The 24,603-nt window shown below is 29.7% G+C and carries 22 protein-coding genes; all 22 read right to left on the reverse strand.

The window, feature by feature from the left end; genetic code table 11:
- Window positions 1-4 precede the first annotated feature (4 nt).
- The 22 genes from Q0893_RS03770 to Q0893_RS03875 all read right to left on the reverse strand — a co-directional run bounded on the left by Q0893_RS03770 (window position 5) and on the right by Q0893_RS03875 (window position 24,527).
- A complete protein-coding gene (locus Q0893_RS03770) occupies window positions 5-907 on the reverse strand; it encodes a C1 family peptidase (RefSeq protein WP_299272530.1) in 903 nt (300 codons plus the stop codon).
- An 873-nt stretch (window positions 908-1,780) separates the two neighbouring features.
- The gene (locus Q0893_RS03775) at window positions 1,781-2,476 is read right to left on the reverse strand and encodes a TlpA disulfide reductase family protein (protein WP_299272531.1); all 696 of its coding nucleotides are present in this window, start codon (window positions 2,474-2,476) and stop codon (window positions 1,781-1,783) included.
- A 1-nt stretch (window position 2,477) separates the two neighbouring features.
- The gene (locus Q0893_RS03780) at window positions 2,478-3,197 is read right to left on the reverse strand and encodes a TlpA disulfide reductase family protein (RefSeq protein ID WP_299272542.1); all 720 of its coding nucleotides are present in this window, start codon (window positions 3,195-3,197) and stop codon (window positions 2,478-2,480) included.
- On the reverse strand, window positions 3,194-3,859 hold the full coding sequence (locus Q0893_RS03785) for a peroxiredoxin (protein WP_298893349.1): 666 nt from the start codon (window positions 3,857-3,859) through the stop codon (window positions 3,194-3,196). The genes Q0893_RS03780 and Q0893_RS03785 overlap by 4 nt, the downstream gene beginning before the upstream one ends.
- Before the next feature lie 48 nt (window positions 3,860-3,907).
- Window positions 3,908-4,411, reverse strand: a complete 504-nt coding sequence (locus Q0893_RS03790) for a histidine phosphatase family protein (RefSeq protein WP_298893347.1) — start codon at window positions 4,409-4,411, stop codon at window positions 3,908-3,910.
- Window positions 4,412-4,474: 63 nt separating this feature from the next.
- On the reverse strand, window positions 4,475-5,806 hold the full coding sequence (locus Q0893_RS03795; RefSeq protein ID WP_299272545.1) for a hypothetical protein: 1,332 nt from the start codon (window positions 5,804-5,806) through the stop codon (window positions 4,475-4,477).
- Between the two features lie 181 nt (window positions 5,807-5,987).
- Window positions 5,988-7,883, reverse strand: a complete 1,896-nt coding sequence (locus Q0893_RS03800) for a T9SS type B sorting domain-containing protein (protein WP_299272547.1) — start codon at window positions 7,881-7,883, stop codon at window positions 5,988-5,990.
- 38 nt (window positions 7,884-7,921) lie between these two features.
- The gene (locus tag Q0893_RS03805; protein ID WP_299272549.1) at window positions 7,922-9,112 is read right to left on the reverse strand and encodes a TlpA disulfide reductase family protein; all 1,191 of its coding nucleotides are present in this window, start codon (window positions 9,110-9,112) and stop codon (window positions 7,922-7,924) included.
- Between the two features lie 4 nt (window positions 9,113-9,116).
- Complete coding sequence (locus Q0893_RS03810; protein WP_299272551.1) at window positions 9,117-10,667, reverse strand: hypothetical protein; 1,551 nt, start codon at window positions 10,665-10,667, stop codon at window positions 9,117-9,119.
- Between the two features lie 104 nt (window positions 10,668-10,771).
- Window positions 10,772-11,410, reverse strand: a complete 639-nt coding sequence (locus Q0893_RS03815; RefSeq protein ID WP_299272553.1) for a hypothetical protein — start codon at window positions 11,408-11,410, stop codon at window positions 10,772-10,774.
- Window positions 11,411-11,522: 112 nt separating this feature from the next.
- Window positions 11,523-12,299 carry a LytTR family DNA-binding domain-containing protein gene (locus Q0893_RS03820; protein WP_299272555.1) on the reverse strand — a complete coding sequence of 259 codons (777 nt, stop codon included), beginning with the start codon at window positions 12,297-12,299 and terminating at the stop codon, window positions 11,523-11,525.
- A gap of 5 nt (window positions 12,300-12,304) precedes the next feature.
- Entirely contained in the window at window positions 12,305-13,330 is a 1,026-nt protein-coding gene (locus Q0893_RS03825) for a histidine kinase (protein WP_299272557.1), read from the reverse strand.
- Complete coding sequence (locus tag Q0893_RS03830; protein WP_299272559.1) at window positions 13,327-14,229, reverse strand: sensor histidine kinase; 903 nt, start codon at window positions 14,227-14,229, stop codon at window positions 13,327-13,329. Before Q0893_RS03830 ends, Q0893_RS03825 begins: the two co-directional genes overlap by 4 nt.
- A 130-nt stretch (window positions 14,230-14,359) precedes the next feature.
- The gene (locus Q0893_RS03835) at window positions 14,360-15,574 is read right to left on the reverse strand and encodes a hypothetical protein (protein WP_299272561.1); all 1,215 of its coding nucleotides are present in this window, start codon (window positions 15,572-15,574) and stop codon (window positions 14,360-14,362) included.
- 180 nt (window positions 15,575-15,754) lie between these two features.
- A complete protein-coding gene (locus Q0893_RS03840; RefSeq protein WP_299272563.1) occupies window positions 15,755-16,900 on the reverse strand; it encodes a serine hydrolase in 1,146 nt (381 codons plus the stop codon).
- Window positions 16,901-16,976: 76 nt separating this feature from the next.
- The gene (locus tag Q0893_RS03845) at window positions 16,977-17,825 is read right to left on the reverse strand and encodes a LytTR family DNA-binding domain-containing protein (protein ID WP_299272565.1); all 849 of its coding nucleotides are present in this window, start codon (window positions 17,823-17,825) and stop codon (window positions 16,977-16,979) included.
- Window positions 17,826-17,827: 2 nt separating this feature from the next.
- Entirely contained in the window at window positions 17,828-19,066 is a 1,239-nt protein-coding gene (locus Q0893_RS03850) for a TlpA disulfide reductase family protein (protein ID WP_299272568.1), read from the reverse strand.
- Between the two features lie 197 nt (window positions 19,067-19,263).
- Window positions 19,264-20,475, reverse strand: coding sequence for a TlpA disulfide reductase family protein (locus tag Q0893_RS03855; RefSeq protein WP_299272570.1), 1,212 nt, complete (start codon window positions 20,473-20,475; stop codon window positions 19,264-19,266).
- A gap of 52 nt (window positions 20,476-20,527) precedes the next feature.
- Complete coding sequence (locus tag Q0893_RS03860) at window positions 20,528-21,544, reverse strand: alpha/beta hydrolase-fold protein (RefSeq protein ID WP_299272572.1); 1,017 nt, start codon at window positions 21,542-21,544, stop codon at window positions 20,528-20,530.
- 76 nt (window positions 21,545-21,620) lie between these two features.
- Window positions 21,621-22,874, reverse strand: coding sequence for a TlpA disulfide reductase family protein (locus Q0893_RS03865; RefSeq protein WP_299272574.1), 1,254 nt, complete (start codon window positions 22,872-22,874; stop codon window positions 21,621-21,623).
- Window positions 22,875-22,891: 17 nt separating this feature from the next.
- Window positions 22,892-23,815, reverse strand: coding sequence for a hypothetical protein (locus Q0893_RS03870; protein ID WP_299272576.1), 924 nt, complete (start codon window positions 23,813-23,815; stop codon window positions 22,892-22,894).
- Between the two features lie 49 nt (window positions 23,816-23,864).
- Window positions 23,865-24,527 (reverse strand): DUF6090 family protein, encoded by a 663-nt coding sequence (locus Q0893_RS03875; protein ID WP_299272578.1) that lies wholly within the window; start codon window positions 24,525-24,527, stop codon window positions 23,865-23,867.
- Between the last annotated feature and the right edge of the window lie 76 nt (window positions 24,528-24,603).

The following is a 24,603-nucleotide window of genomic DNA, read 5'->3' on the forward strand; positions in this document are numbered from 1 at the left end:
ATAATTAGTTCTTAATCGTATATGCAGATGTTCCCATAGATACTTTGGTAGCATACTCTTGTTGGTCTTTTGTCAAGTTTGGTATTTGTGCTATTAAATTATTAGCTTCAAAGTGTTCTAAAAGGTACTTTTTAGACATTGTCCCATAACCATTTTCACCCCAATCTTTACTCCAGCTATTCTTAAAAGAGAACATTTCAGTTTTTTTATTGTAACCTGTAATTAAAACAACATGACCTCCCATTAAAATTGGACTTTCTGGAATAGTTAAAGCACCTGTTTTAGTGTCCATACCGTTTTTGTAAATCCATATATTAACAACTACTGGACGTTTTTCTGATAGAATAAATTCATCAATTTCCTCAAGTGGGATATGTACAATTTTTAAGTTGATATCTAAGGTTTTTGCGCCTTGAGGAGGTACTCCTGTATGACATTCTCTTGATGAGACTCCATTATCTGTTTTACAGTTTTTGGCATTTGATTCTTTCCAGGAAGCACTACCGTCATAGATCCATTCACTTTCTTCCATACAACCATTTTGAAAACCTGTAACAGCTAAATAGCCACATAAGCCATCAACGGGTTCATAAGATTGTTTTAAAAACGAATTACTTAAAACCGTTTTTTTTGCATTGTAGTATGCATAAGCTTCAGACAAGTCATAGGTCTTTCCTAGATCTTTTTGAATAACAAATTCTGCTAATGCTGTAGAAGCAAAGGCACTACAAGTATTACGAACACCTTGATTTTTGACCTCAGACATCTTGGAAGATAAATCGATTGAATCTAGCTTGTTTTTTTTATCAAATTCAAAAGAATATTGTTGTTTCAGTGTCTCAAATATCTCATTTTGAGCTAGAGATGACATTGAGATTAATAGGAAAAATGGTATTAAAAATTTCATTATAATTTACTTATAGTAGTTTGTTAATTTCTTGATTTGACTTACCGTTAGCCTCATTTTTGTATCTAGTGATCATATTTCACCTATGATAACTGTTAAAAGTGACCTGTTAGCTTTAATTCAAAAATTACATGTATCACATTAAAAATGACACTTAAAGCAGTAATTATAGATGCAACAATAATCATATGGAGTGTGGTGTTTTTTAAATAAACGTTACTTAATTTCATATCAAACAGTTAATTGTTAATTTCTAAATTCAGTGTATAGTTTTTGTATTCTTTTATTTGTATTTACTTCTTAAATCATAGCCCTATAGTTATCTTTATGCATATTGAAATAACTAGTCCAATGATAAAATGGAGGATGTTTTTTGTTAATGATTTCTTACCTGAAATGTTGTTAATGATTTTAAAAGCTTTTATTACCTCGAATCTGTGAATCCATAGTATATATAGGATTATGCTTTGATATGCAATTGCAGATGCTAATGCCCACCATAGTACATCGTAAATTATATCTTGTATAATTATGTTTATTAAGATACCCGTTAATATGAAACAACCTATAATTCTTGTTTTGCGTAGCACTAATAGACCTGCTCCCAGTAATTCAAAAAGGCCAATGATTATGGGAAATGTTAATGTGCGACCATAAAAAGCCCACATCAATTCCATGTTAGTTAGGTTTTTTACAATTTCATTGGCGTAGGGAGCCTCTCCAAATTGCATATATTTAAGCGCGCCATAAAGAAACATGGAAGAGGATACATATATAACCAAAACACTTTCTAGCAAGCCTTTAAAAAAATCACTTTTATTTAGTTTAGGTTTAACCATGTTAATTTACTATCATATGTGTTGGATAAATTGTTTAAAGTAATGAGTTGATTTTTTGACTTAACACATCATAAATATTATCTCTGTATCCAATAATGGCCTCTCTTATGATTCCTTTTTTATCTATGATTAAATGTGTTGGATAACCTTTAACTTTAAAACCTTTAACAAAGTCATTTACATCTGGTACTACTTGATATGTGAATTTTGTACTTGTTTTCTTAAAAAACTCAGTGAGTGTTTCTTCTGAGTCTAATGAAGGTGCTAAGAATTGAACATTTGAGTTATTGTCAAATTTCTTTACAACCTTATTAAGTTCTGGCATTTCCCGAATGCAAGGCGAACAGTGAATAAACCAAAAATTAAGCACTGTTACTTTACCTTTTAAATCATTTTCATTATACGTCTTTCCGTTTAAAGTTGTAAATGAAAATTCTGGAAATGGTTTATTTAAAGTATGCTTTAGCCATGTCGTGTGTTTCTTATTTGTATCGTCGTTAACATTACCTTTAACAGGAATAATTGTGAGTTCAATTTTCCCGTTGCTTAATTGCTTTTGAGTTAATTTAAATGCACCTTTATATATAATATCTTCAGCTTCTTTTTTTGTAATAATCTTACCCTCTTCAGATTTGAAAATCAAATTAGGATTATCCAAATCTAATTTAAAATCTTGAGCGGCAACTTGGGAGGTTATCAACAAAACGATATATATAAATAGTTTGCGCATGTTAGTCTAAAAGTTTTGTTATTGATTGAGACAATTTATTTATAATATCTATATCATATCCTATTAAAACATCTGTAATGACTCCTTCTTTTGAAACAACAATATGGGTTGGGTAGGATGATACTAATAGCTTTTTGAGTAAAGGCTTTGCGTTAAATAACACCTCATAATCAAAGCCTTCTTCTCTAGTTTCAAAAAAATCGACCAAATCCTCTTTAGTTTCATACGTAGGAGCTAGAAACAAAACGTCTTTATTTTGGTATTTGTCTACTAACTTATTTAGGTCTGGTATTTCCTTTATGCAAGGCAAACAATTGATAAACCAAAAATTAAGAACAGTGACTTTACCTTTCGTGGTTTTATTAGAGATTTTTTGTCCTATTAAGCTTGTTAAGGAAAACTCAGGGAATTGTTTTCCAATTTTAGAAGCTCTCCAATCTTTACTGCTTAATTGGTGCTGCTTATCAATTTTTGTTTTTTGTGTTTTATCCAATATTTTTAAAACAATTTCCATTTTGCCTTTGTTCATTTTATATTTCATCTGAACATTGTCACCTCCATAGGTTTTGTAAAGTGTTTTCACTTCATCTTTGGTTAATACTTTACCTTCTTCAGATTTGTATACAATATTTTTGTCATCAAAGTTAGGTGCACTTGTTTGAGCAGTTGTTATGGTGAGAGCAAATAAAAGGACCCAAAAAAGTAAAAGATGTTTTTTCATTTTAACAAGTTATTGATTGATTGCGATAATTTTTCTTTGATATTTTCATCAAACCCAATAATAATATCACGTATGACTCCTTTGGTATCTATTACCATATGTGTTGGATAAAAATTGAGACCAGTTTCGTAGTTTAAAGCTCTTGAGTTTGAAAGTATTTGATATTTAAAGTTGTTTTCTTTTGCTGTCACAAAATCTTTTAATTCGTTTTCATCATCAATACTTGGAGCAAAAAACACGACGTTTTGAGATTTGTATTTATCAACTAGTTTATTTAATTCGGGCATTTCTTTTATGCAAGGTTTGCATTTGGTGTACCAAAAGTTTAAAACAGTTACTTTGCCTTTAATTGTATTATTGGTTGTGGTTTCACCATTTAAATTTTTCAGAGAAAATTTGGGAAGTGACTTTCCAGTCCATTTATTAATCCAATCTTGAGATTCTGATTGTTTTTGCCGGGCTTCATTTAAGACTTCTCCTTTGATAATATATACAACTGTTTTTCCATTAGATAGCTGTTTGTTATATGTTTTATAAGGTGTTTTTTTTTCTTTAATATCTTCTACTTCTTGTTTGCTAAGTATAGTGCCATCAGGAGTTTTATAGATAATATTTGGATCATCAAGGTTTAACTCTTGCGAAAAAGCCAATGAGCAACTCATGAATAAAAAAATAAATACTATTGTTCTATAAAGGGCTTTCATAACATATTAAAGGTTGCAGAGTTGAAGATCATTAACAACATTGTCTTTAATGGTAATAATATAGAGGTTACCATAATCATTTTCTTGAATTTGGCCATACTTGTTTTTACCAATAAATGTGTTGACATACATTGGTGTTGTATTACTATGACCTACAATAAGTACATTTTTGCCTTTGGTATCATTAACAAATTTTTGCAGATCAAAAGCTCTTGGATCGTATAATGTTGTTTCTAGTTTATTAGCTTCAGCTGTTGGTTCTGCTGTTTCTTTTGTTCTAAAGTAATCTGTAGAATACACAGCGTCTATTTTATACCCTTTAAGAATGTTTGCCCAATGTGCAGCTCTTTCTTTTCCTTTATCTGTTAAATGCGGATTTTTACTACCATCATTAGCTTTTTCGGCATGACGAATGAAGAAATATGTTGTAGTAGTTGTTGTTTCTTTATCTTGTGCGCTTAGGATGTTAATAGTACATGTTACGCATAAGAGTAATAGTATTTTTTTCATGTTTAAATTTTTTGTTTGGTGCAAAGAAGTGAAATGAGTGCTTATTTATGTGGTGAAAATTGCTTATTCTTTCTTTTTTAAAACATATCTTATTTCTGATTCTTTTACGATTTCAAAATCGCCTTTAAATCGCAATACATAGCCATCACCAACGATACTGTCTTTAGTTATTGTTTTTGGGGCCTTTAAATAACAGCTTTTAAAATCTAAGGATATTAAAATACCGCTATGAGCATCAAGAGTTCCCCATGAATCTTGAAGCTTTACGCCACCAAAATACCTCCCTTCATTTTCAATACTATATTCTGGAGGCATAGCAGAAAAACTCTGTTTAAAAAAAGGCACGAATAAATGTGGTTGTATTTTGTAGTTTTGAATAATTGTATCTGTTATTTTTTGTTGTTGAGCGGCGCGTTTAAACTCTTTGTCTGAGATTTTATGTAAATCGTATTTAGAGATATAATATTCTATATCGTTATTACTTGTTAGATTTAGTTTTTCGGAAAAAAAGTTTGTCAAATTTGTCTTAGGTGTTATTTTTTTATGCCACAAAGCATCTATTTTATTAATAGCATTACCATAAATTGGTATGGAAAAATAGGCGAACTGCCTATTATAGTTATCGAGATTGATATAATTATCTATAAGCATTGTATAAAATGAGGTATAGCTTTGCTCATAAAAATCGGTTGCAATGCTCAATGCCATAAATTCTGCAAGACCCTCATTGAGTTCTAAGCTATTTTCTTGATCTTTATAGAGAGGGAATTCCATATGTCTTATTTTCCTAACAGACAAAGCATCCTTTATTAAACTTAGGTCTTTTTGATTGGAGTTTATAAACCGTTTTAACAACTCTATTTCTATACGCATTAATAATCGTCCATGGTATTTATTTAAATGACTGATATCAACAGTATGTTTTGGAAACCCTAGCTCTCCTAAGGCAATATGACTTAATTCATGAAGATTTAATAACTTGGCATATTGAGGAGGCATGTTTGATAGTGGTAATTCTAATACAGCCCATTTTTTTTCTTTCCAATTTATATTGGTATTTCCACGTACAATAATTTCTTTAGGAAACTCTCCTTCAAAACACTTATATCCTGGAGTAAAACTATCACTATCTGGATTTGTATTGGCATAGTATGTTTTTGTTTTATGATCAATCAAGAGGATAGGTCCATATATGTTTTTGTCCCAGATATGCGAATTAGCCGTTGCAATAGAATCGGTTTCTTTAAATAACCGACTAAAATCTTCTTTTGTAGTACGTTCTACAATTTTTATATTAGATTGAGTGGTTTTATTTTCACTAGAATTATTTTTACAACTTAAACATGCTAATATTACAATAGTAAATAGTGTTTTAAACGTATTTAATGTTCTCATGGTCGTTCTTATTTTTGGTTATTGTTTCTAAATTAGTTGCCCCGAATGTTTTAGTAAAACAAAAGGTAGTGAGTTGTAGTTTTTACGTATTGAAAGACATGTCAAGATTAAACAGCATGTATAAATCATAATAAAATAACTGTATACGGAAACTTCCATGAGGTCTAAATATCAAATACTATTACCTTTTTAATGTGAAATGCCCCGTTTTTTCTAATCCAGATTTAGTTTTGAAGACAAACCAATAATCTGATGCAGGGAGTTGGAGACCATTGAAAGTACCATCCCAACCAATTATTGAATCGGGTATAAAGGAGAATAGCACTTTTCCATATCTATCAAATATTGTAATAGTTGATTCTCTTTTTATTCTTTCTGTAGCACCTTTAATGTTCCAAAAATCATTTAGATTATCTCCATTTGGTGTAAAAAATTTTGGAAAAACAATAGAAAGAATCTCAATATTAGTAAAACAATCTATGTCTAAGTAAAAGTTTGATATTGTATAACAGCCTTGTTCGGTAGCAACTTTAATGAAAACTTCTTGAGTTGGGCTTTGCAAGTAATAAATATTTGATATTTCATTAGTGCCGTTCTCTGCATCTAAATGACTTAAATAAAATGTGGTTTCGAAGTTATCTTCACTTAAAATAATATCATTTTCAATATCATTTAAGTTAAAATATCCATTACTATTTTCATCAAAGTAACAAGATTCAAGTATTAAAGGAGATTGCATGTTTGATAATGGAAGTAGAAGCGGATTTTCATTGGTTATAACTTGAAAGCTATAAACCAAATTACAACCACCGTTATTATTTTCTACATTAACAAAGAGAGTTTCCAGATTTGTAACACTGCTATATTGAAGAGGTAAGGGGTTACTAACATTATTACTTTCAGGATCTGCATTATAATATGTAAAGGTTAAATTATTATCAGGATTTATTTGCATTTGAGAAGACACCTCAGATAGGTCAAGAACATTATCAAAACATTTTATGAGATCTAGTGGTTGATTAACGTTTGGATAAGAAGAAATAGTAATTTCTAAAATAACAATATTATCTGTTCCAGTAGCTGAGTTTTTTATTCTTATGTAAAGAGTTTCTTCTCCAGGTGTTGTGTTTGTCCAAGTTCCAGCTATACTATTCACTTCATTTTCAGCGTCATTTAAAGTTAAATATGTATTTATGTCAAATACTATAGCTTCATGTAATCCTGCTGCACCAAACCATTTGTCTTCTGGATTGGGGTTTTGAATAACGTCTGAAAATGTAAAATCTGTCAGGTTTATTTTAAACAGTTTATTAGGTGTCACTCCATAAAGACTGCCTAATTCTGATGCTAAACCGTAAGTTTGATTAGGTAGTTGACCTAAATCAATATGGGAGATATAATCTCTATCCTCGTTTACAGTTACTTCATATAGTCTAAAGTTGTCATTAGCTAATCTCCACGATATATACATTTTGTTATTGAGTAGTACAAAATCACCTCCAGAAGTTCCCATTTGGAAATCATGCCAAAGTTCATAATTAGATAGTGTTGTGTCATTAATACTACTATATCTATATATACGAGATTCAACTCCGTTACCTGTATATAAATTGTCTAAATCGTCAAATGAAAGTGCATTGTTTTGAAAAGAAGAATCGTCATAATAAAAAGCATTACAATTATTATCAACGCTAATTATTGAATAATCATCACAAACAAAAACTTGTTGGTTTGAGTTAACTGCTATATCTGAAAAACTTCCATTTAAATTACATAATGTAGAAATGTAAGGATCATTAGAAGTAGAATAAATAGAATAAATATTTCCGGTTGAACTTGAAACTAATACTTCTTCTAAAAAATAATTATTTTCTACTCCTACTGTTTGTATAACGTAGTTTTCTATTTCATGAACATTAATAGACATATACCCATCAGCGTCTTCATCACACAGGGTTATTGCTAAATTTTGATTTGTAAGTCTATTATATGAGCTAGAGTTTTGGGAATAAATTACGTTTGACACCAAGTATAAATAAATCACAAGAGAAATAAGACTAGTCGATGTGTTTTTCATTAGTAAATTGTTTTATTCGGAGATAGAATACGGCTCATTTATAGGTGCTTATTAATAACACTTTTCCAATGTTCGAAAGATTTTGAATTAAACCCAATCTCAGAGTACAAAACTTTACCTTGTTTATCTAGAATGTATAGAGTAGGATATGCTCTAACATTATAGTTATAACCGACTTGATCTCCTTGACTAAGATGCAAATAAGTGTAATTGTTTTCGGAAAAGAATTTTTCGGCATCACCAATGGCGTCATTAACCGAAATACCGATTACCACGACATCCTTATTAAGATAGTTTTTATGAAGTTTTTCTATAGTTGGCATAGCTTTAATACAAGGTGCGCACCAAGTACCCCAAAAATCTAAAACTACTATTTTTCCTTTTAATTCGGACAATTTTTTAAGCTCTCCTTTTCCTGAATATAATTCCCAATTTGGAGCAGCCTGCCCAACCTTTAAGGGTGGTTTTTTTGGACGTTTAAATATCTCATCATGAGATGTGATGAAAACCTCTTTTTTATTACTATCAATATTGTAATCATCCGAATTTGGCATGAAATCTATATCTGTTATTGTGTATGAAACAAATACTTTATGAGTCTCATAAGCCCTAATTATATAATCAACTTTCCCAATCCAAAGCACCTTAGAGCTTTGGTTCTTTTCAATCTTTTTTGAGTGTTTTGATACTTTTATTTCTTTTATTTTGTAACAGTTTATGCCATTAATCTTTTCTTCTCCGAGCAGCTGATGTTTTATATCATGCAATAGATAGTCTTTATTTTTTATAAGACTTCCTGATTGATTATCTATGCTTAAGGTTACGAGGCTTAGAGGTATATATCTTACCGCAGATCTTAGACTGCCTTCATTTATTCTGATAAGATTAGTGTATCCTGAATGATCTATAAAAACGGTATTGTTTTGATATGCATATTTAATCTTGGTCTCTTCGCCGTCATAGCATATATTGGCATCAACTAAAGCTTTCCAATCTTTCATATTTTGGCTTGATGGTGCTTTGTAATTAATCTTGGATTGAATCGAATAAGGTTTTTTATATTGACTGTTTTTAGTAACTTTTTCTTCTAATTGAGCAATGTATTTAATAGTTTTAATCTGCTTCATTTTTTCGGCAGATTTGAGCATTATTTCTAAGGCATTATTATTTTCTTGTGTATGCATGACTAATGGAATAATCAACACAATTGCTAGGTATATTTTTTTCATAACTCTAATTACTTTTCCAAGTATTAAATAATTTTTCTTGCATTGGAGTAGGGGTTTCAGTTTTATATATTTTTATGCTAGAAACACTGCTTTCTTTTTGCTCATAAACAATCCCAATTTTTTCCAGGTACTTATCATAAGGTAACTCTTTGTCTGTATAAACGCATTCATCAAAAAAAGCTCTAATTTCTGGATAGGTCATTTCTACCAAATCGTTAATGAAGTTTTCTTCTGAAACAGGCTTTCCTTTACCGTATTTTTTAATTAGTTTTTGAAGCAATTCTCTAAGACCTAATTCTCCATTACTTAACTCTAATAATTCTATATCAAGAAATAAGGCGGTAAGAGCGCCTTTGAAATAAATATTCCCGTACTCCCTTGCACCTGCTTCGGTAAAAGACTTGTCGGCTATTTGTTTTAAACTCCACTTTGGATTAAAGTAATTTTTGTTAATCTGTATTTTCTTTTTGATTTGTTCTTCAAGAAATGTTTCAAAATTCACTAAACCTGCTCTAAATTGCAATATTTTAGAGGCCCATTCTGTAACGCCTTCATATAGCCACAAATGTTGAGACGGCACAGGTGATTTAAAATTAAATTCTTCAATAACTTCACTATGGATATTTAAAGGTGTTACGATATGAAAAAACTCATGAGAGGCTAAATCTTGAATTTGTTTCATAAAAGGTTCGGTAGGTTCCGATTCTTGTAAAACATACTGAGAACTATATGAATGCTCCCACGCTCCTAACTGTTTTGATGTATTTGGCTCAAAATGATATAGAAACACATAACGGTCTACAGGTAATTCTTGAAGAAACTCTTCAGTTGCCAAAATCATTTTTGACATGCCATTGAGTATTTGCTTTGAATTGATTTTATCGTTTTGAGAATAGGTGTAAATCTCAATATTTGTCCCAGACACCATTTTTTCAGCTGTGGTAAGTTTTCCTAATAGAAAAGGAGAGTCTACAGCATGGTCAAAATTTTTCGCGTAGTATTTACCATTTGTATCTTTTAATGCCGTACCTATTTTCCATGATGGAGGTTTTAAGAACTGAATGCTCAATGAACGATTCTGAGTGCCTTCGAAATACCCAATAACAGTATGTAAACTTATATAGGCATGATCACTTTCTAACGAGGATCCGCACATAGCATGTATGGGATATTCTTTTACGGGTGTATCCCATGTTTCAGCAATTTTGTATTCAATTCTTGAAACTTTTCTTGGTTTTGAAATGTAATACTGATTAACATTTATTTTTTCGGTCTCAATTTCATTTCCTCTTTTATCAAATGCTTTAAAGTGATTAACAAATCTTCCCATATTCATGGTTTGATAGGCGCCTGGAGCGGTAGAGGCAAACTGAAATATGTTAGACTTACGAGGTATTTTTTTTTGAATTTTGGCAGTTACGAGTATGGTGTCTTTTGACGTGTCACTTATTAGGTCAATTGTAAAATCTATTCCTTTTTTTTGAGCATTAATTTGGAATGATACTAATAATAAAATAGCAAATATGCCTTTTATGTTGATGTTTTGTTTTTGCATTTGGATGAGTTTTATAAATGGCATGAGCTCTACCATGATAGAGCTCGTACCAAAAGCTAATACAAGTAATAAATTATTAGTTAACTATTATAAAAGAGGGTGTTTTAAGGATTAATATTGAATACAGTTTTTTTGTATTCTTTGTTTAGAGCTGTTATGTTTATTTTCTGTGTAAACGTTTTGTTGGTTAATCCTACAGGTAAGTAATTATCACATTGTATGTACCAATATTGAGTAAATGCTATTTTCTTTTCTCCTTTTCTAAAGATATTAGCTTTGATTTTATAGCATTGTTCTCCATTATACTGCTCTTTACCTAAGTATTCATATTTAGTTGATGGACTTGCATAACCATTTCTGGTGTAAGGCAGAACATTTAAGCTATATACGAAGGGCATTAAGTAAGTGATGACAAAATTTTTAGCAGGTTTGTTGAGCTCCTTTTTAAAGTGATTGCCTTTATGATACTTAAATTGATCACCATCATATGAAAAGGCGAATTTTTCTATTTTTCCATTTTGTTCAATATTACCTTTGGCAATTACCATTGCTTTTCCAAAAGCAACATCTTCAACATTTTCATCTTTGCTACATATGAAAGTGGCATTAATGTTTGGTCGCAATTCATGATTTTTTTCTTGAACAACTTCATATTCTATTGAGTATATGGATTTTAACGCATTTACAGATTTAACAATAATGGCATCGGCTTTTGCCTGTTCCTGCGCGTTCAGTTGAAACATAGCAAAACACATAAGAGTTATAAGAAATGATTTTGTTTTCATGATAAGAACTGTGCTTGTTTAGACATTCTAAAATAGAAATAGCCTTTAGGATACATGTGGTTATAATTGCTCATTTCATTATGTTAAAGTCGCCTTCAAACCATTTTTTAAAATCTCCAGTGTTATCTCGGCTTACTATAATAAGTTCATCTATCTTTACTTTTGGATTAATTTTTAATCGACTGTTTGAATAAACGACAACATTTGCAATGGTATTTATGCTAATTATAAATGTTCGATTCACCCTAAAAAATGTTTTAGAATTTAAAACTTTAACCAAATCCTTTATGGTAAAATCGATTATGTATTTCTTGTTTTCGTTGGTAACTAAATAAACAGTTCTGCCTTCTGCGTAGAAAAGAGCAATGTCTGTTTCAGTATTGACAGCATGAATATAATTTCCTAATTTCACCATAAATCGTTCTTTGTTGTTCTTTCTCTCAACCTCTTTTTTTAAGTTTGATACACTCTCATTTATGGTGTAATATGAAGTCATGTTTTTGAGCTTATTTAAGGCTGTGGCTAAATCTGTGAAGTTAATAGGTTTTAATATGTAATCGATACTATTAACTTTAAATGCGTCAATAGCAAATTCATCATAAGCAGTAACAAATACCACAGGTTTCTTTATAGTTACATTGTTGAAGATTTCTAAGCTTAGACCGTCTGTTAACTGGATATCCATAAATATAATATCGTAATTGATACTATTCATTGTAAACCAATTAATAGCTTCTTCTACGCTAGTTATTTTAGCAACAATTTTAACTTTAGAGTTATATTTTAACAGATAGCGTTCTAGTTTATCAGTGGCTAAAACTTCATCCTCAATAATTACTACATTCATGTCTATTATTTTGTGGTTAACAATTTTGGTATACTAATTATTCTGAACTCATTTTTTTCAATAATTTGAATCTGTCGTTCAGTATATATTGAATAGATATTTTGAATATCACCTAAACTTTCTATGATTAGCTTTTTATTTAATCGATCATTTTTAAGGTATTTTAAAATGATATCGTTGTCTGTGTCATTTATTTCAATTACAAATTCGATTCTAGAATTGGTTATAGAACTATTAATGACCTTTTGCATTGTTTGTAAAAGAATACCAGGAACCACTAAGAAATCTAATAATAAAACCCGATTCACTATTGAAATATTTTTATGTGGAATGGTATTCATAAGTGCTTGTAGTTTAGTACAAATTTGTAACTCCTTATTAAAAGAAACTAGCTGTCTAGTTTTATGCACTAAGGTATATCTATACAAGCTGGCTAGGTGATTCACTAGATCATTTGATTTATGATTTTCTAATTTCACCAAGATGATAAGTGCTTCTAAACTTGAGAATAATAGACTCGGATTAATTTCTTTTTTAAAATCAGAATAATTACGTTTTATATTGTCATTTTTTAGTTGTTCTGTCTGAAGCTTTAGGGCTCTTGATTTTTGCAAATAATTTGAGCTTATAACCAATAAAATGTGAGTTAATGTAATTAAAGAAAAAACACAATTAAATAGCAATATTTCGTTGGTGCTAGGAAGAAAGCCAAAAATGTAAGTATAGTAAATACTTATGGATATTGTTACTGCGGATACACAAACCATAATTGCGAAAAATATTTGTAATAAAATAGAACTAATCATACCCTGAGAAAACTTTGTTTTATTAAATACAATTATTTCTACTCTCAATAATTCTTGAGTTATGTATGACAAACCGATACAAATAAATAGTTCGTTGCTTATAAATGAATAATGAAGTTGTTCTAGATTATTGTTGACAAGTAGTATAAGTAAATATACTACAGCTCCATTAAAAATTGGATTAAGTAGTCGAAAGGCGGTATGATCTAAAAGGGTTTTTTTCATACTAAAAATGGAATTTCAACAATGAATTCTTCCTTGTCATTTATATTTTTGATTTTTTTTCCTAACAACTTATAACGTTCAACTATGTTATTCAATCCTATATGTAATGACTCTTCTGTGTTTCGTTTTTTATTAATATTATTTTTTATTGAAATACCATTTTTATTTGTAGATATGGTTACTACTAGAGGAACATCTTCTCTTAATTCATTATGCTTTAAAGCGTTTTCTAAGAGTAATTGTAGTGTTAAAGGGGGGATTTTTTCTTTTAAATAATTATCGTTTACATTAATAATACAAGAGAATTTATTTTGAAACCTTGCTTCAAATAAAAAAGTATATGATTTTACAATTTCTAGTTCTTTTTCTAATGGAATTAAGTCCGTTGTACTCGAGTCTAGTATTGATTTATATAGATTGGCAAGATGTCTAATAAATAGTTCTGTTTCACATTTGTTTTTGTCAATTAAAGATGATATTGCGTTTAAGCCATTAAATAAAAAATGGGGAGTAAGTTGCGATTTTAATGATTCAAGTTTTAAGTTGATTTGTCGGTTTTCTTGTTCTATTAGTTTTAGTTTTGACAACGTATGAAAAGCGTAGGTGTATAGGACAAAATGACCTATAGTGTACATCAATATTATAAAAAGAAGTAAAATTCCCAGTTTCAAAATATCTTCTTTAAAAACACTAAAAAATGCGGAATCGTAAAACAACATTCTATAGACCAACAGATTGAAGATAAAAACGATGTATACTGTAGCGAAGTTTATAATAAAACTAAATACAAAGCGTATAATTAAATTTCTATTCCACGATATTTTCTGATCTAACAAAGTGTTTATTTGGTTTATTAGATATAGTGCTACAGCTCCCGTAGTGCCTGATATAGCTATCATAAAGCTATGACTATAATTAAAAATGTTAAGTAAAAGTAGGTAGCCTATTAGGGTTCCAAATAAAAAACCAATTAAAAATGTAAACATGTTTTTATTTACACTTTTCTTAAAAAATGATTGTATAGACATATTATTCTCTAATGGCATTTATCACTTTGTCATAATAGAATTCATAATCTGGCTTTAGTTGTAATGCTATCTTTTGATATTCTCCTTTTACTTTTTGTGATGATTTAGATATTATTTTTGAAACTCCCATCATTGATTTATATAGACTGATGGGTGCAGTTGTATTTTTAGGGATAGTACTTAGAATTTCTAATGTTTGGTTTTCCGAGTAGCTATTATTAGAAAAAACGTGTTCATAAAAAACTATATTATTAGATTCTTTTTGAGGACTATTTTGTATTGCAACAAGGAGTTTTTTTAGTTGAGAGAATTCTATGGGCTGAGTCAGTACTTTTCTTATAACATTATTACTATAGAACTCTTCATGATTAATTTGATTATAGAGCTTTAAAATTTGATCAAGCGATTTATTTACGCCCTGAATTTCGATCAAACTATAACATAATTTTGCTATGTAATTTTCTGAGTTGATGCTTTTTGAAATACCCATTATATCTTGAGAGCTTGGCATCTCTGTAAGCTCGTTGCTCGTTTTGATAGCATTTTGAAGTAAAGAAAATTTATAAAAGTCTGATTCGTATTGAGAGATTGTTTTTATGAATGTAGCGCTTACTCGGGAATCTTTCAGAAAACTATTTTGATTTTTCTCTAATACCTCAAATATATAAAGTTGTTGTTTTATAAGCCCATTTAAGTTTTTTAATATTGTATTTAATTCATTAACAGATAGTTGCTTTTTGAGAAGAAAATCAATATACTTTGATTTTACAAAATCATAAGATAAATCTTCTATAGTTTTTAATACGGCATTGACGCCTCCTTTTTTAAATGACCTATCCACTCGACTTTTGCCTCCAAGAAATGTTGTTTTAATAATTTTTGGTAACACTTTTGACAACCATTTCTTTCCCTTAGGAACAAAGTTTTGCTTTTCATTTTTAATAAAAAACTGTTCAATAAGCCCTCCATTATTATCAGATTTAATAACAAGCCTTCTTTCAACACCAAATGAGGATTGCTTTATTTCTATGAAACCATAGTTGGAGATACTTATAATACTTTTATCATCTTCAGCCACAATAATGTTTCCTTCAAAATGGACATTAAAGTAGTCATCTTTATTACGTTCTGACGCATCTACGGATATGGCTTTAGCTTGTGTTGTATATCCTGTTGTCATTATTATCACCAATAGTTTAATTACCGCTTTTTTCATAATCGTTTTATCTTTTAATTAATTTTAATCAAAAGTAGAGGCCTTTTGATTCTATTAAAAACGAAAAGTAATCAACCGTTAATTTTATGTATTAAACTGTAATCGTTTGTAATCTATATAATAGATTAACCATGTTGGTAATGATATAAAAAGGCTATTTGATAATTGTGGTTATTATTGCTAAAACAAGAAGAGTTTCTTTATAATTTTATTTCTCATTTTGCCATATTCTTTTTTAAATATTGGAGATGCTGATCTAAGCCCTGTATTACAAAATATGGCTATGGTCATATCTTTATGTGGAAAGTAATATAAATCTGTTGTGATACCAATACCACGACCGGAGTGTCCAAGAAGAAATTTGTAAGGAAAGCTTTTGTCAGCCATTAGCCCTAACCCATAATCAGGATTGTTTTCATCATTCCATGTCATCATTTCTTTTAGTATTTCTTTTCCTAAAATTTTACCATCTACAAGTTTTTTTAAAAAATTAGTAGCGTCATCAATCGTGGCATAAATACCATCATCACCACTATACCAATTGGTAGTTTCTATGGTTTGAGATGTTAGGTTTTCTAGAGTTTCATCTAAATTAATGTCGCCATAATATTGTAGACTGCTAGAATCTGGTATTTGCTTATAGTAGGTGTTTTTAAAACCATGATGCTTTAAGAAATCTCTCATATATTTCACATGACCATCTGGTAATATTGTATCCATTATCATGGTCAATAAGAGGTAATTTGTACTACAGTAATTAAACTTACCATATATGGCTTTTGAATATGTTTTTCCATATGCATAGCGTCTTAGAGCGTTTATATGAGATAAAGTGTCTAGTTTTAAATTCCCAGAAAGGTAAAGTTTGTTTAGCTCTGGGTTAGAATTGTAATTGTAGAACCCAGAAGTATGGCCTAATAAGTTTCTTATGGTTACTTTTTCCGCATTAGGTAAACCTTCTATAATCTCTATGGGGAGATAATTTTCAATTTTATCATCTAGTTGTAATTTTCCATCTTCGACTAATTTTAAAACGGCCGTTGCAGTATAGGTTTTACCTATACTTGCAAGGCTAAAAATGGCATTTTCGTCAATTAGTTTGTTAGACTTTGCGTTTGCATAACCAGATTTACCAACCCATTTTTCATATTCAGGGCTTTCAATAGAGACTAAAACACCTTGTAATTTCCCGGTTGTAGCCTTATCAATAATAGATTGTATTTTTTTAAATTTTGAGTTTTTCGATTCAAAAGACAATAACATAAATGTCGCACATCCTATCAAAACTAATAGGACGATTTTTTTGTAAGAGTTTAAATATTTCATAATTCGTTTTTTTTCAAAGGAAATCAATGAGACGAAATTTTTCCTTGTCCCGAAGTAAGATTTTACTGAAGTGCTATTAATTTACATCTGAACTGCTATACCATTTTCTAAATTTTGATGCCTTTAACCTACTTACGGTAATGACGGTATGATTAATTAACTCATTATTGAGCTCAATTTCTATTTTCCCGTAAGTGGATGACATGATTCTTTTAATACCCTCTTTATGAGTAATTATATGACGAGATAGTTTAAAAAAATTATATTCAGGTAATTTTGATTCTAAATAAGTTAAAGAACCATTAAATGCTCCTAACCTTTTATTTGCATCATATACATTTATAATACCAGACTCTATAATTGCATATCTAATTTTTGAAATAGGCATATGACTGATAAAGTTACCTTTAACGAGTTCTATTTCTTTTGAAGATTTATCTATATAACTTTTGAGTTTTTGATTTTCGTTTAGATTATTAATTAAGTTTTTATTTACTAATACCCATTTGTTATATAAAAAGAAACACCATTTGATAAGGGATGAGATCAACACTATACTAAGTACTATGAGGTTTATTAATAAAGTTTCGTCTATTGAGTGAAACGTATCTCCGGAAAGCCAGATATAAAGATTCCCAAAACCATTTACTATTAAGAATAAAAGGGCACTAAGAACAATGAAGTTTAAAAATAAACGTAATTTAAAATTTGAACTCCAATTTAGTTTTTTGTCGAGTTTGTTAGAGGCATATCTGGTAAGTTCAGTAATTATTGTTGCGAAAAATATAGCAACTAGAAACTCTTTAAAAATAAAGTCAGGATGTTTAGGATTAAAGCAAATATTTATCAAAATATTAGATAAAACACCTAACATTAAGGGTTCTAAAACTCTTGAATTTATACGATAAAAAAGGCCTTTTGTCAAAATCATTGATTTAATAAGCTATTAATCATCTTTTTCCAATTGTGAAATCCATCTTGAGAAAAGTCGGTTTCATAATACGACACCTTCCCTTGTTTGTTTATTATGTATACGGTTGGGTAATATTCTACTTTGAATTTTTTCGCTATATCAATTCTATTTGGAATATGAGTATAGCTATATTTTTTGTTATTGAAGTATTTTATTGAAGCGCTATTATCTTTCTCATTGGCCGATATTCCCAAAATAATTACATTCTTATTGTTTTTATAATGCTTATAAAGTTGTTCTATCTGCGGCATAGCTTTTTTACAAGGAGCGCACCAAGAACCCCAAAAGTCTATAAAAACCACCTTACCTTTAAGGCTTTCAGAATTATATGATTTTCCATTTTGATCTGTGGCATTCCAATCAGGAGTATTTGTCATTAATTTTAAGAGTTTTTCACCAGCCAGTTCCATTCGGGCTTGGCTAATGCTCAAAGTGTTTTCATTAGTACTTTTACTTTTATAAGATTTTTTATCGCTCTTGTTAATGCTTTTGATAGTGATTTCTTGTTTGTAAAATTTCTCATCTGAGAAACCAATAGGCAAAAAACTTTTGCTACTTATGTACCACACTTTTATTCTCTTTCCTTTTACAATTTCTCCTTTTGAATTTATTACTGCGCTAGTCGTTTTAACTTTAAAACATTCCTCCCCATTAAACATTTCAATCCCTTCAAACTTATAACCGAACCCTAAAGGCATAAATGGAACCTCGTCTGTATATGGAAATGCTTGTAACATAAATAAGTGCTGTTGCAGATATCCCATAACGATTTTGCGAGTTGGGTTTTTTATCACTTTGTTTTTTGCAGTGCCACGACGATATTTAAATGTATGACCATCATAAGAAAATGAAAAGGCTTCGTTTTTTCCATTCAACTCTATTGTTCCTTGAGCCTTTAGTTTAGATTTTCCGAAGCCAACATCTTTAACTGTTAAATCTTTTTCACAAGTGAAAATAGCATTAATATAAGGTTGACCATGTCGTTTTTTAAGGGCTTTTTGTTGTGTTATTTGATATTCGATTACTTCAATTGAATGTAATATTTCTCTAGATTTGTTTAGAATCTCATCTAACGATATGGATTCACTTGAAAAGGGTATTTGCCTAGGTTTTGTCTCAATTGATTCTTGAGAAAAATTAGATAATGTGATGCATAAGAACATGAATATTAAAATTTGAGTTCGTTCTTTCATTTTTTATCTTTTTAGAAATGATTAGTATGTCACATTTATTTATGACTTTGTTTTTTACCTAATTTCAACTTGAAAATAGCCCTTTTGCCCTCAATTAATATGTCGTTTATTGAGCCAATATCTTGAGCAAAAGAGCTAGAATTCAACACTAAAAAAAACACTACAATTACACGAAAATGAGAATTCATAAATTGCAATTACTTAATTAATTTGTCTATTGTTTTTTTCCAACGGTCAAAACTATTCTTATGATATCCTTTCTCTGCACTTACAATTTTCCCGTGCTTATCTAGAATATACAATGAAGGATATTCTTTTACTTTATAGTTTGATTTGGCAATATTGTCTCCGTTGGGAATGTGTGTATAGTTATATCCTTTTTTATTGAATAAGTTGATAGATGCTTTTTTATCTCGTTCTCCGGCCGAAATACCAATGATAACAACGTTCAAGTTGTTTTTGTAATGGTCTTGTAGCTTTTGTATATCAGGCATCGCTTGGATGCAAGGTGTGCACCAACTTCCCCAAAAATCTATTAATACAACTTTACCTTTGAGTTGTTCAGAATTGATGGTTTTTCCAAATTGATCTTTGGCACTCCATTGAGCGGGTAAACTACCTATTGATAATAAGTTGACTTTTGCTAATTCATTTTCAATGTCTTCGGATGTTAAATAATCTGTATTAGCATTTTCGTTTGCTAAAGAAAAAAATGAGTTTGGAATGGGATGGTTTATCTTTTTTATAGTAATATCTTTATAAATCATTCCGTCAGAATATGCCCTAGGTAAACAATCCAAATCACTTATCCACCATATGCTTTTAGTAACGACTTCTTTCCCATTTGCCAATTTGAATGTTAGTGATTTTTCTATTTTACTACATGGATGACCATCTTTTTCTTCTACAGCAATTAACTGTACTTCAATCTCACCTGATTTCATTGCCATTTCAAATGGATCAGTTTCGGTAAATGGAAAAACTCTCATCATAAATAAATGTTGTTGTAATTTTCCCATTGTTACCTTTCTTGTTGGAGTCGAGACGGTTTTTTGCCTTACATTTTTTCCTATTTCATACATGAAATCGTCACCATTGTAACTAAAAGAAAATGGTTTTTTATGCTTTTTTTCTGCAATAAAACCAGATGCTTTAATTAAGGCCTTGTCAAAACCAACATCATTTAAACTACTATCTTTTTTTTGAATAATTGTAGCCTCTATTTTGGGCATTCCATATCCAAATTTACCTGGAGCTCCTTTCTGATGTATTGTATATTCTATAGATGAGATTGTCTTGCATATTTCATTAGACTTTTCTAATATTTCTTCTGCAGTTTCTTGAGAATAAGAAAATGATGAGACACCTAAAAAAGTAAAAAGGTAAAAAACGATCTTCAGTACTTTCATGATTTTTTGATTTTAGCTAATCAACTAAAAAATTAGTTAGAAAAAGTGGTGATTATTGCTTAAAAATTTTAATCAAAGATTTAAGGAAAAAATCACGCCACATTATATCATCATGAGCAGCGACGTATATTTGATAATGGGATGTTATACCTTCTTTGAGCAACAATTCATTTAATAATTTTGTTAGTTCAGAATAATCTTTTTCTAATGTGCCAGCGCATAAATGGTACTTCGATGTGGTATTTTTAAACTTTACTTCTATTAATGGTAGCCAACCAAACGATCCTAAAATAATGTGTTGATACATATTTGGGTAATTTATGCTTGCGTCCAAAGAAAAGGCTGCCCCGTTAGAACATCCAAAAATTATTCTATCAGTTTGTTGATTTGATACGTTAAATTTTGCTTCAATATGCTCAATAACTTCTTCATTAAAAAACTTCATGTGTTTCGAGTATAAAGTGCTATCTGTATCAGGTATATATTTATGAATGTCTTTTAGGTAGGCTAATGTTCTAAACTGTTTTATGCTGTTATCGTTAGAATGTACACCAATTAGGACTAAGGCAGGGATTTGTTTATTTATGATGAGCTGCTCTATATATGCCGCATAATTAGTAATCCAAGCTCCATCGGTTAGGTATATTACCTGATGTTTTTTAGATGTTTTATTATAATTTGGCGGAAGGTAAATGCTTAAGTTACGATTTTCATTTAACCATTTACTTTGCAGTGAGTCTTGAATTATACGACCTTTTAGTGTGCTTACTTTTTCGCTTGTTAAATGGATGCTATCTCCTATAAAGTATCCTTTGTTGTTTAATGTACATTTAGAATTATGATAAGCTAAAAATTGATACTGTAATATCAATTCATTAGCATTTGGAATGTGTTTGGTAAGTTGCCATAATTTTTTCTTTTTGTCATAAAGCATATTATGCAAGCGACCTCCTTTGATATTAAAATGAACACTATCTATTTTAGTTGATGATTTATAACTTACAAATAGTATGTCGTTGAAGGTTTTTATGTTTTGGGCGTTTGTTTTTATTGAAAAAAACAATAACATAGACACACATGATATTTTTAAAAAGAATAGATGATTAATGCTTTTTTTTGATATGAAATGATACTTTTTTTCCAAACTAACTTAACTTGTTTATATAACGTTCAATTTTTTTAGCATCAATATCTATTAAAATGACTTTTCCATCATTAGAAATTAAAATATATGTAGGAAATGTATTTATTCTAAAAATGTCATCAAAATTATCATTTGTAAGTGCTACAGGCCATTTTAATTTATGATTATTGAGATAATTTTTTACGGATTTATGAGTATCGTGTTTAAAAACACCTAAAACTTCGACTTTACTATTGTTATAAATATTTTTTATAATTGGTTCTTGAGAAATGCAACCTTTGCACCATGTGCCGCCAACGTCTATTAGTAGGTATTTTTTTGTTTTCATTAAATCTTTTAAGGATACTAGAGTTCCATCCAAAAGTGTAATTGATAATGAAGTTAAATCTTTAATCTTTTTAAAGTCGTAACTTGGTTTTTTATAAGTTTTTGATAACGTGATTTTGTTTCCGTTAGATGTGACATTTTTTATGTGGTATTTTTTGTTATAAATTTTGAAGATTGCATTATGACTTATAGGTTCTGCAAATCTTAACATTGATACTAAGGTTTTATCAGTATCAATATGTCCTTCTAGGACGAGTATGCGATCACCTAATTCATCTGTTTGGAAAGAAAATATTCCATCAGCAGAGTTATCTATTAGAAGAATGGTTATTGGTTTGTTATCTATATAATGTTTAGAAACTCTTACAGAAAGACGCTTGAATGCTAACCAATGTTTGGCTAATACCAGATTACTTTTTTGAAACTTTTTTTCATATTTCTGCTTAAGCCTACCCTGATATTCAGGACTTATTTGGCTTTTTGATAACATATAATGATAATTAGCTAACGAACTACTACCATTTTCTAATGCTATTGTTAAATTATTTTCGAAAGATATTGGAATTCCATCATCTGTAAAATCCAAGTTTCCGTTTCTATCTATAAAAATGGAAGGATTATCTGTAGAATAATTTTCGATTAAAACTGTTAATTCATTTTCAAACAAAGAAGAAGTTATTCCTGTAAAATAAAAAAAACAATAGGCTGTTTTTGATACATTTAAGTTTTTTGGAAGCTTTTGTATTTTCTTGCTTTGGACTTTGTTATGAATAGAATCGGAATCTAGTTCAAATAATGGACTAAATCCAACAAGATCTGATGTCATACCAAATGGGGTCACATATAAATTTTGGATGTCAAAATTTATATCTTGTGCATTTAAGAAATGAGTGAAAATTAAGATAAAAAATAGTTGGCTCTTTTTCATTGTTAAATGCAAATTAGTTATGGGTTTTGAAGTTTTGTTAACCATCTTAAGGTATTTAAAAACAAGCCAGCATTATCGGCTTCGGGATCATGAATAGTAACTGCTATTTTTTCATCTTTAATAAGCAGGTTCAAACTTCTAAAGATCCCTTGATCTGTGCATATTACGACGCGTCCATTGCCATATTCAAAACCAATCATTCCTGCATAACTACTTGAGTTCTCTTCAAGATATTTTTTTTCACCAATCACTGGAGTGTAATTAATTGTGTTTTTGGGGAATGGTAAAATCACGTCTTCGGGATTCCTGAATATTGCAGCACCACAATAGAAACGCACATTTTTGGGAATTGTCTTTTTTTCTAATGAATTTTTAAAAATAGGATGCTTAAGATTAAGCATTTCGTTATTTTTATTCATCACGAAATGACCACATATTCCATCTTCACTTGTATGGTGTTGTTCTTGATATGCATAACCATCTCTTAGTTTAACTTGAAATGCTTCTACAAGTGGTAATGCACCACTTCCTTCTGGGAAATGCGAAAGGAATAACAGTAGGCTTCCACCTTTAAAAACAAATTTTCCAATATTGCTAATCTCTTTGGTACTTAGGGGAGAAGTATAGAGTATTTCTTTTTTGGTCCCATCATCTAAAACCTTTTCGTTATTAGGCATTCCATGGATAATGAGCAAGTTGGTATTAAGGTTGTTAAGTTGGTTTTCTAATAGCTTTTCTCCAGAGAATTTGATATTAAAACCATCGGCTTCAATAATACGAAGCATTTCTCTGGCCGTTTGTTTTCCATGAGGTTTTGAGTAGATTGTATTATGAATACTATCTATCATCACAGTCATATTGTGTTTTTTTTCAACTGGTTTAAACGAATACCTGTAATCTTCTTCTAGCTCTGCTTCAACCGTTGGCTTTTGAGCGAACATGTTTAAACATAAAAAAAAGAGTAAACAACCACATTTTAGAAATTTGATTTTAACAGTCATTAAAGGTGTATTTAGTTTTTTCATATTGTTGTATAAGTTGTGTGTTTAATTGACGTATTTGTTTTAAGTTTCGAAGTAATCCTTCAAAGTCACCTTCTTGCATTAATTCTACAGCTCTATTAGTTAGCCTTGAAACACGATACTTTTGGCTGTATAAATCTTCTAAATTATAGAGACAATCATATTTAATTTTCCCTAATGTATTTGTAGTTTTTGCTGTTTCTAATGCTATAAACCTAAGATTTGTTATTTCAAAGTACATTGTTATGGATCCATCAAAATTGTAAAGGTGACTACCTGTAATTTTTTTAGATTCATGTATTTTATAAAAACTAGGATGATTTTTTTGAAACTGATTTAGTTGTTCTAGTGATGCTTCAAAGGCAGTATTGAAATTACTTATTTTTTTAAAATCACTCAGGGTTTTAATTAGGGTATCTAAGTGTTGAATACTGTTTTCTATTTCTTCATAGTTGTTATTTATTTCACTTTGTAGTTTAGATAAAACAATACTTTTTGTTGAATTTGTTTTTCTGTTTTCGTTCCAATTATTAAACCATATGGCTAAACTAATACCTACAAAAATCAGAACAACTTCTGATAATAGGTATTTTGCATTTGTTTTGGTTATTATCTTTTTAAATCGTCCCAATTTTTAGTGTTTTTAGTGTTGACAGTTTGATAATATAAGATTGTAATAAAGCCCTAATAGGAAGCTATTCAATGTT

The organism is uncultured Psychroserpens sp. (assembly GCF_947494225.1).
In the GTDB taxonomy this organism is placed as follows: Bacteria; Bacteroidota; Bacteroidia; order Flavobacteriales; family Flavobacteriaceae; genus Psychroserpens.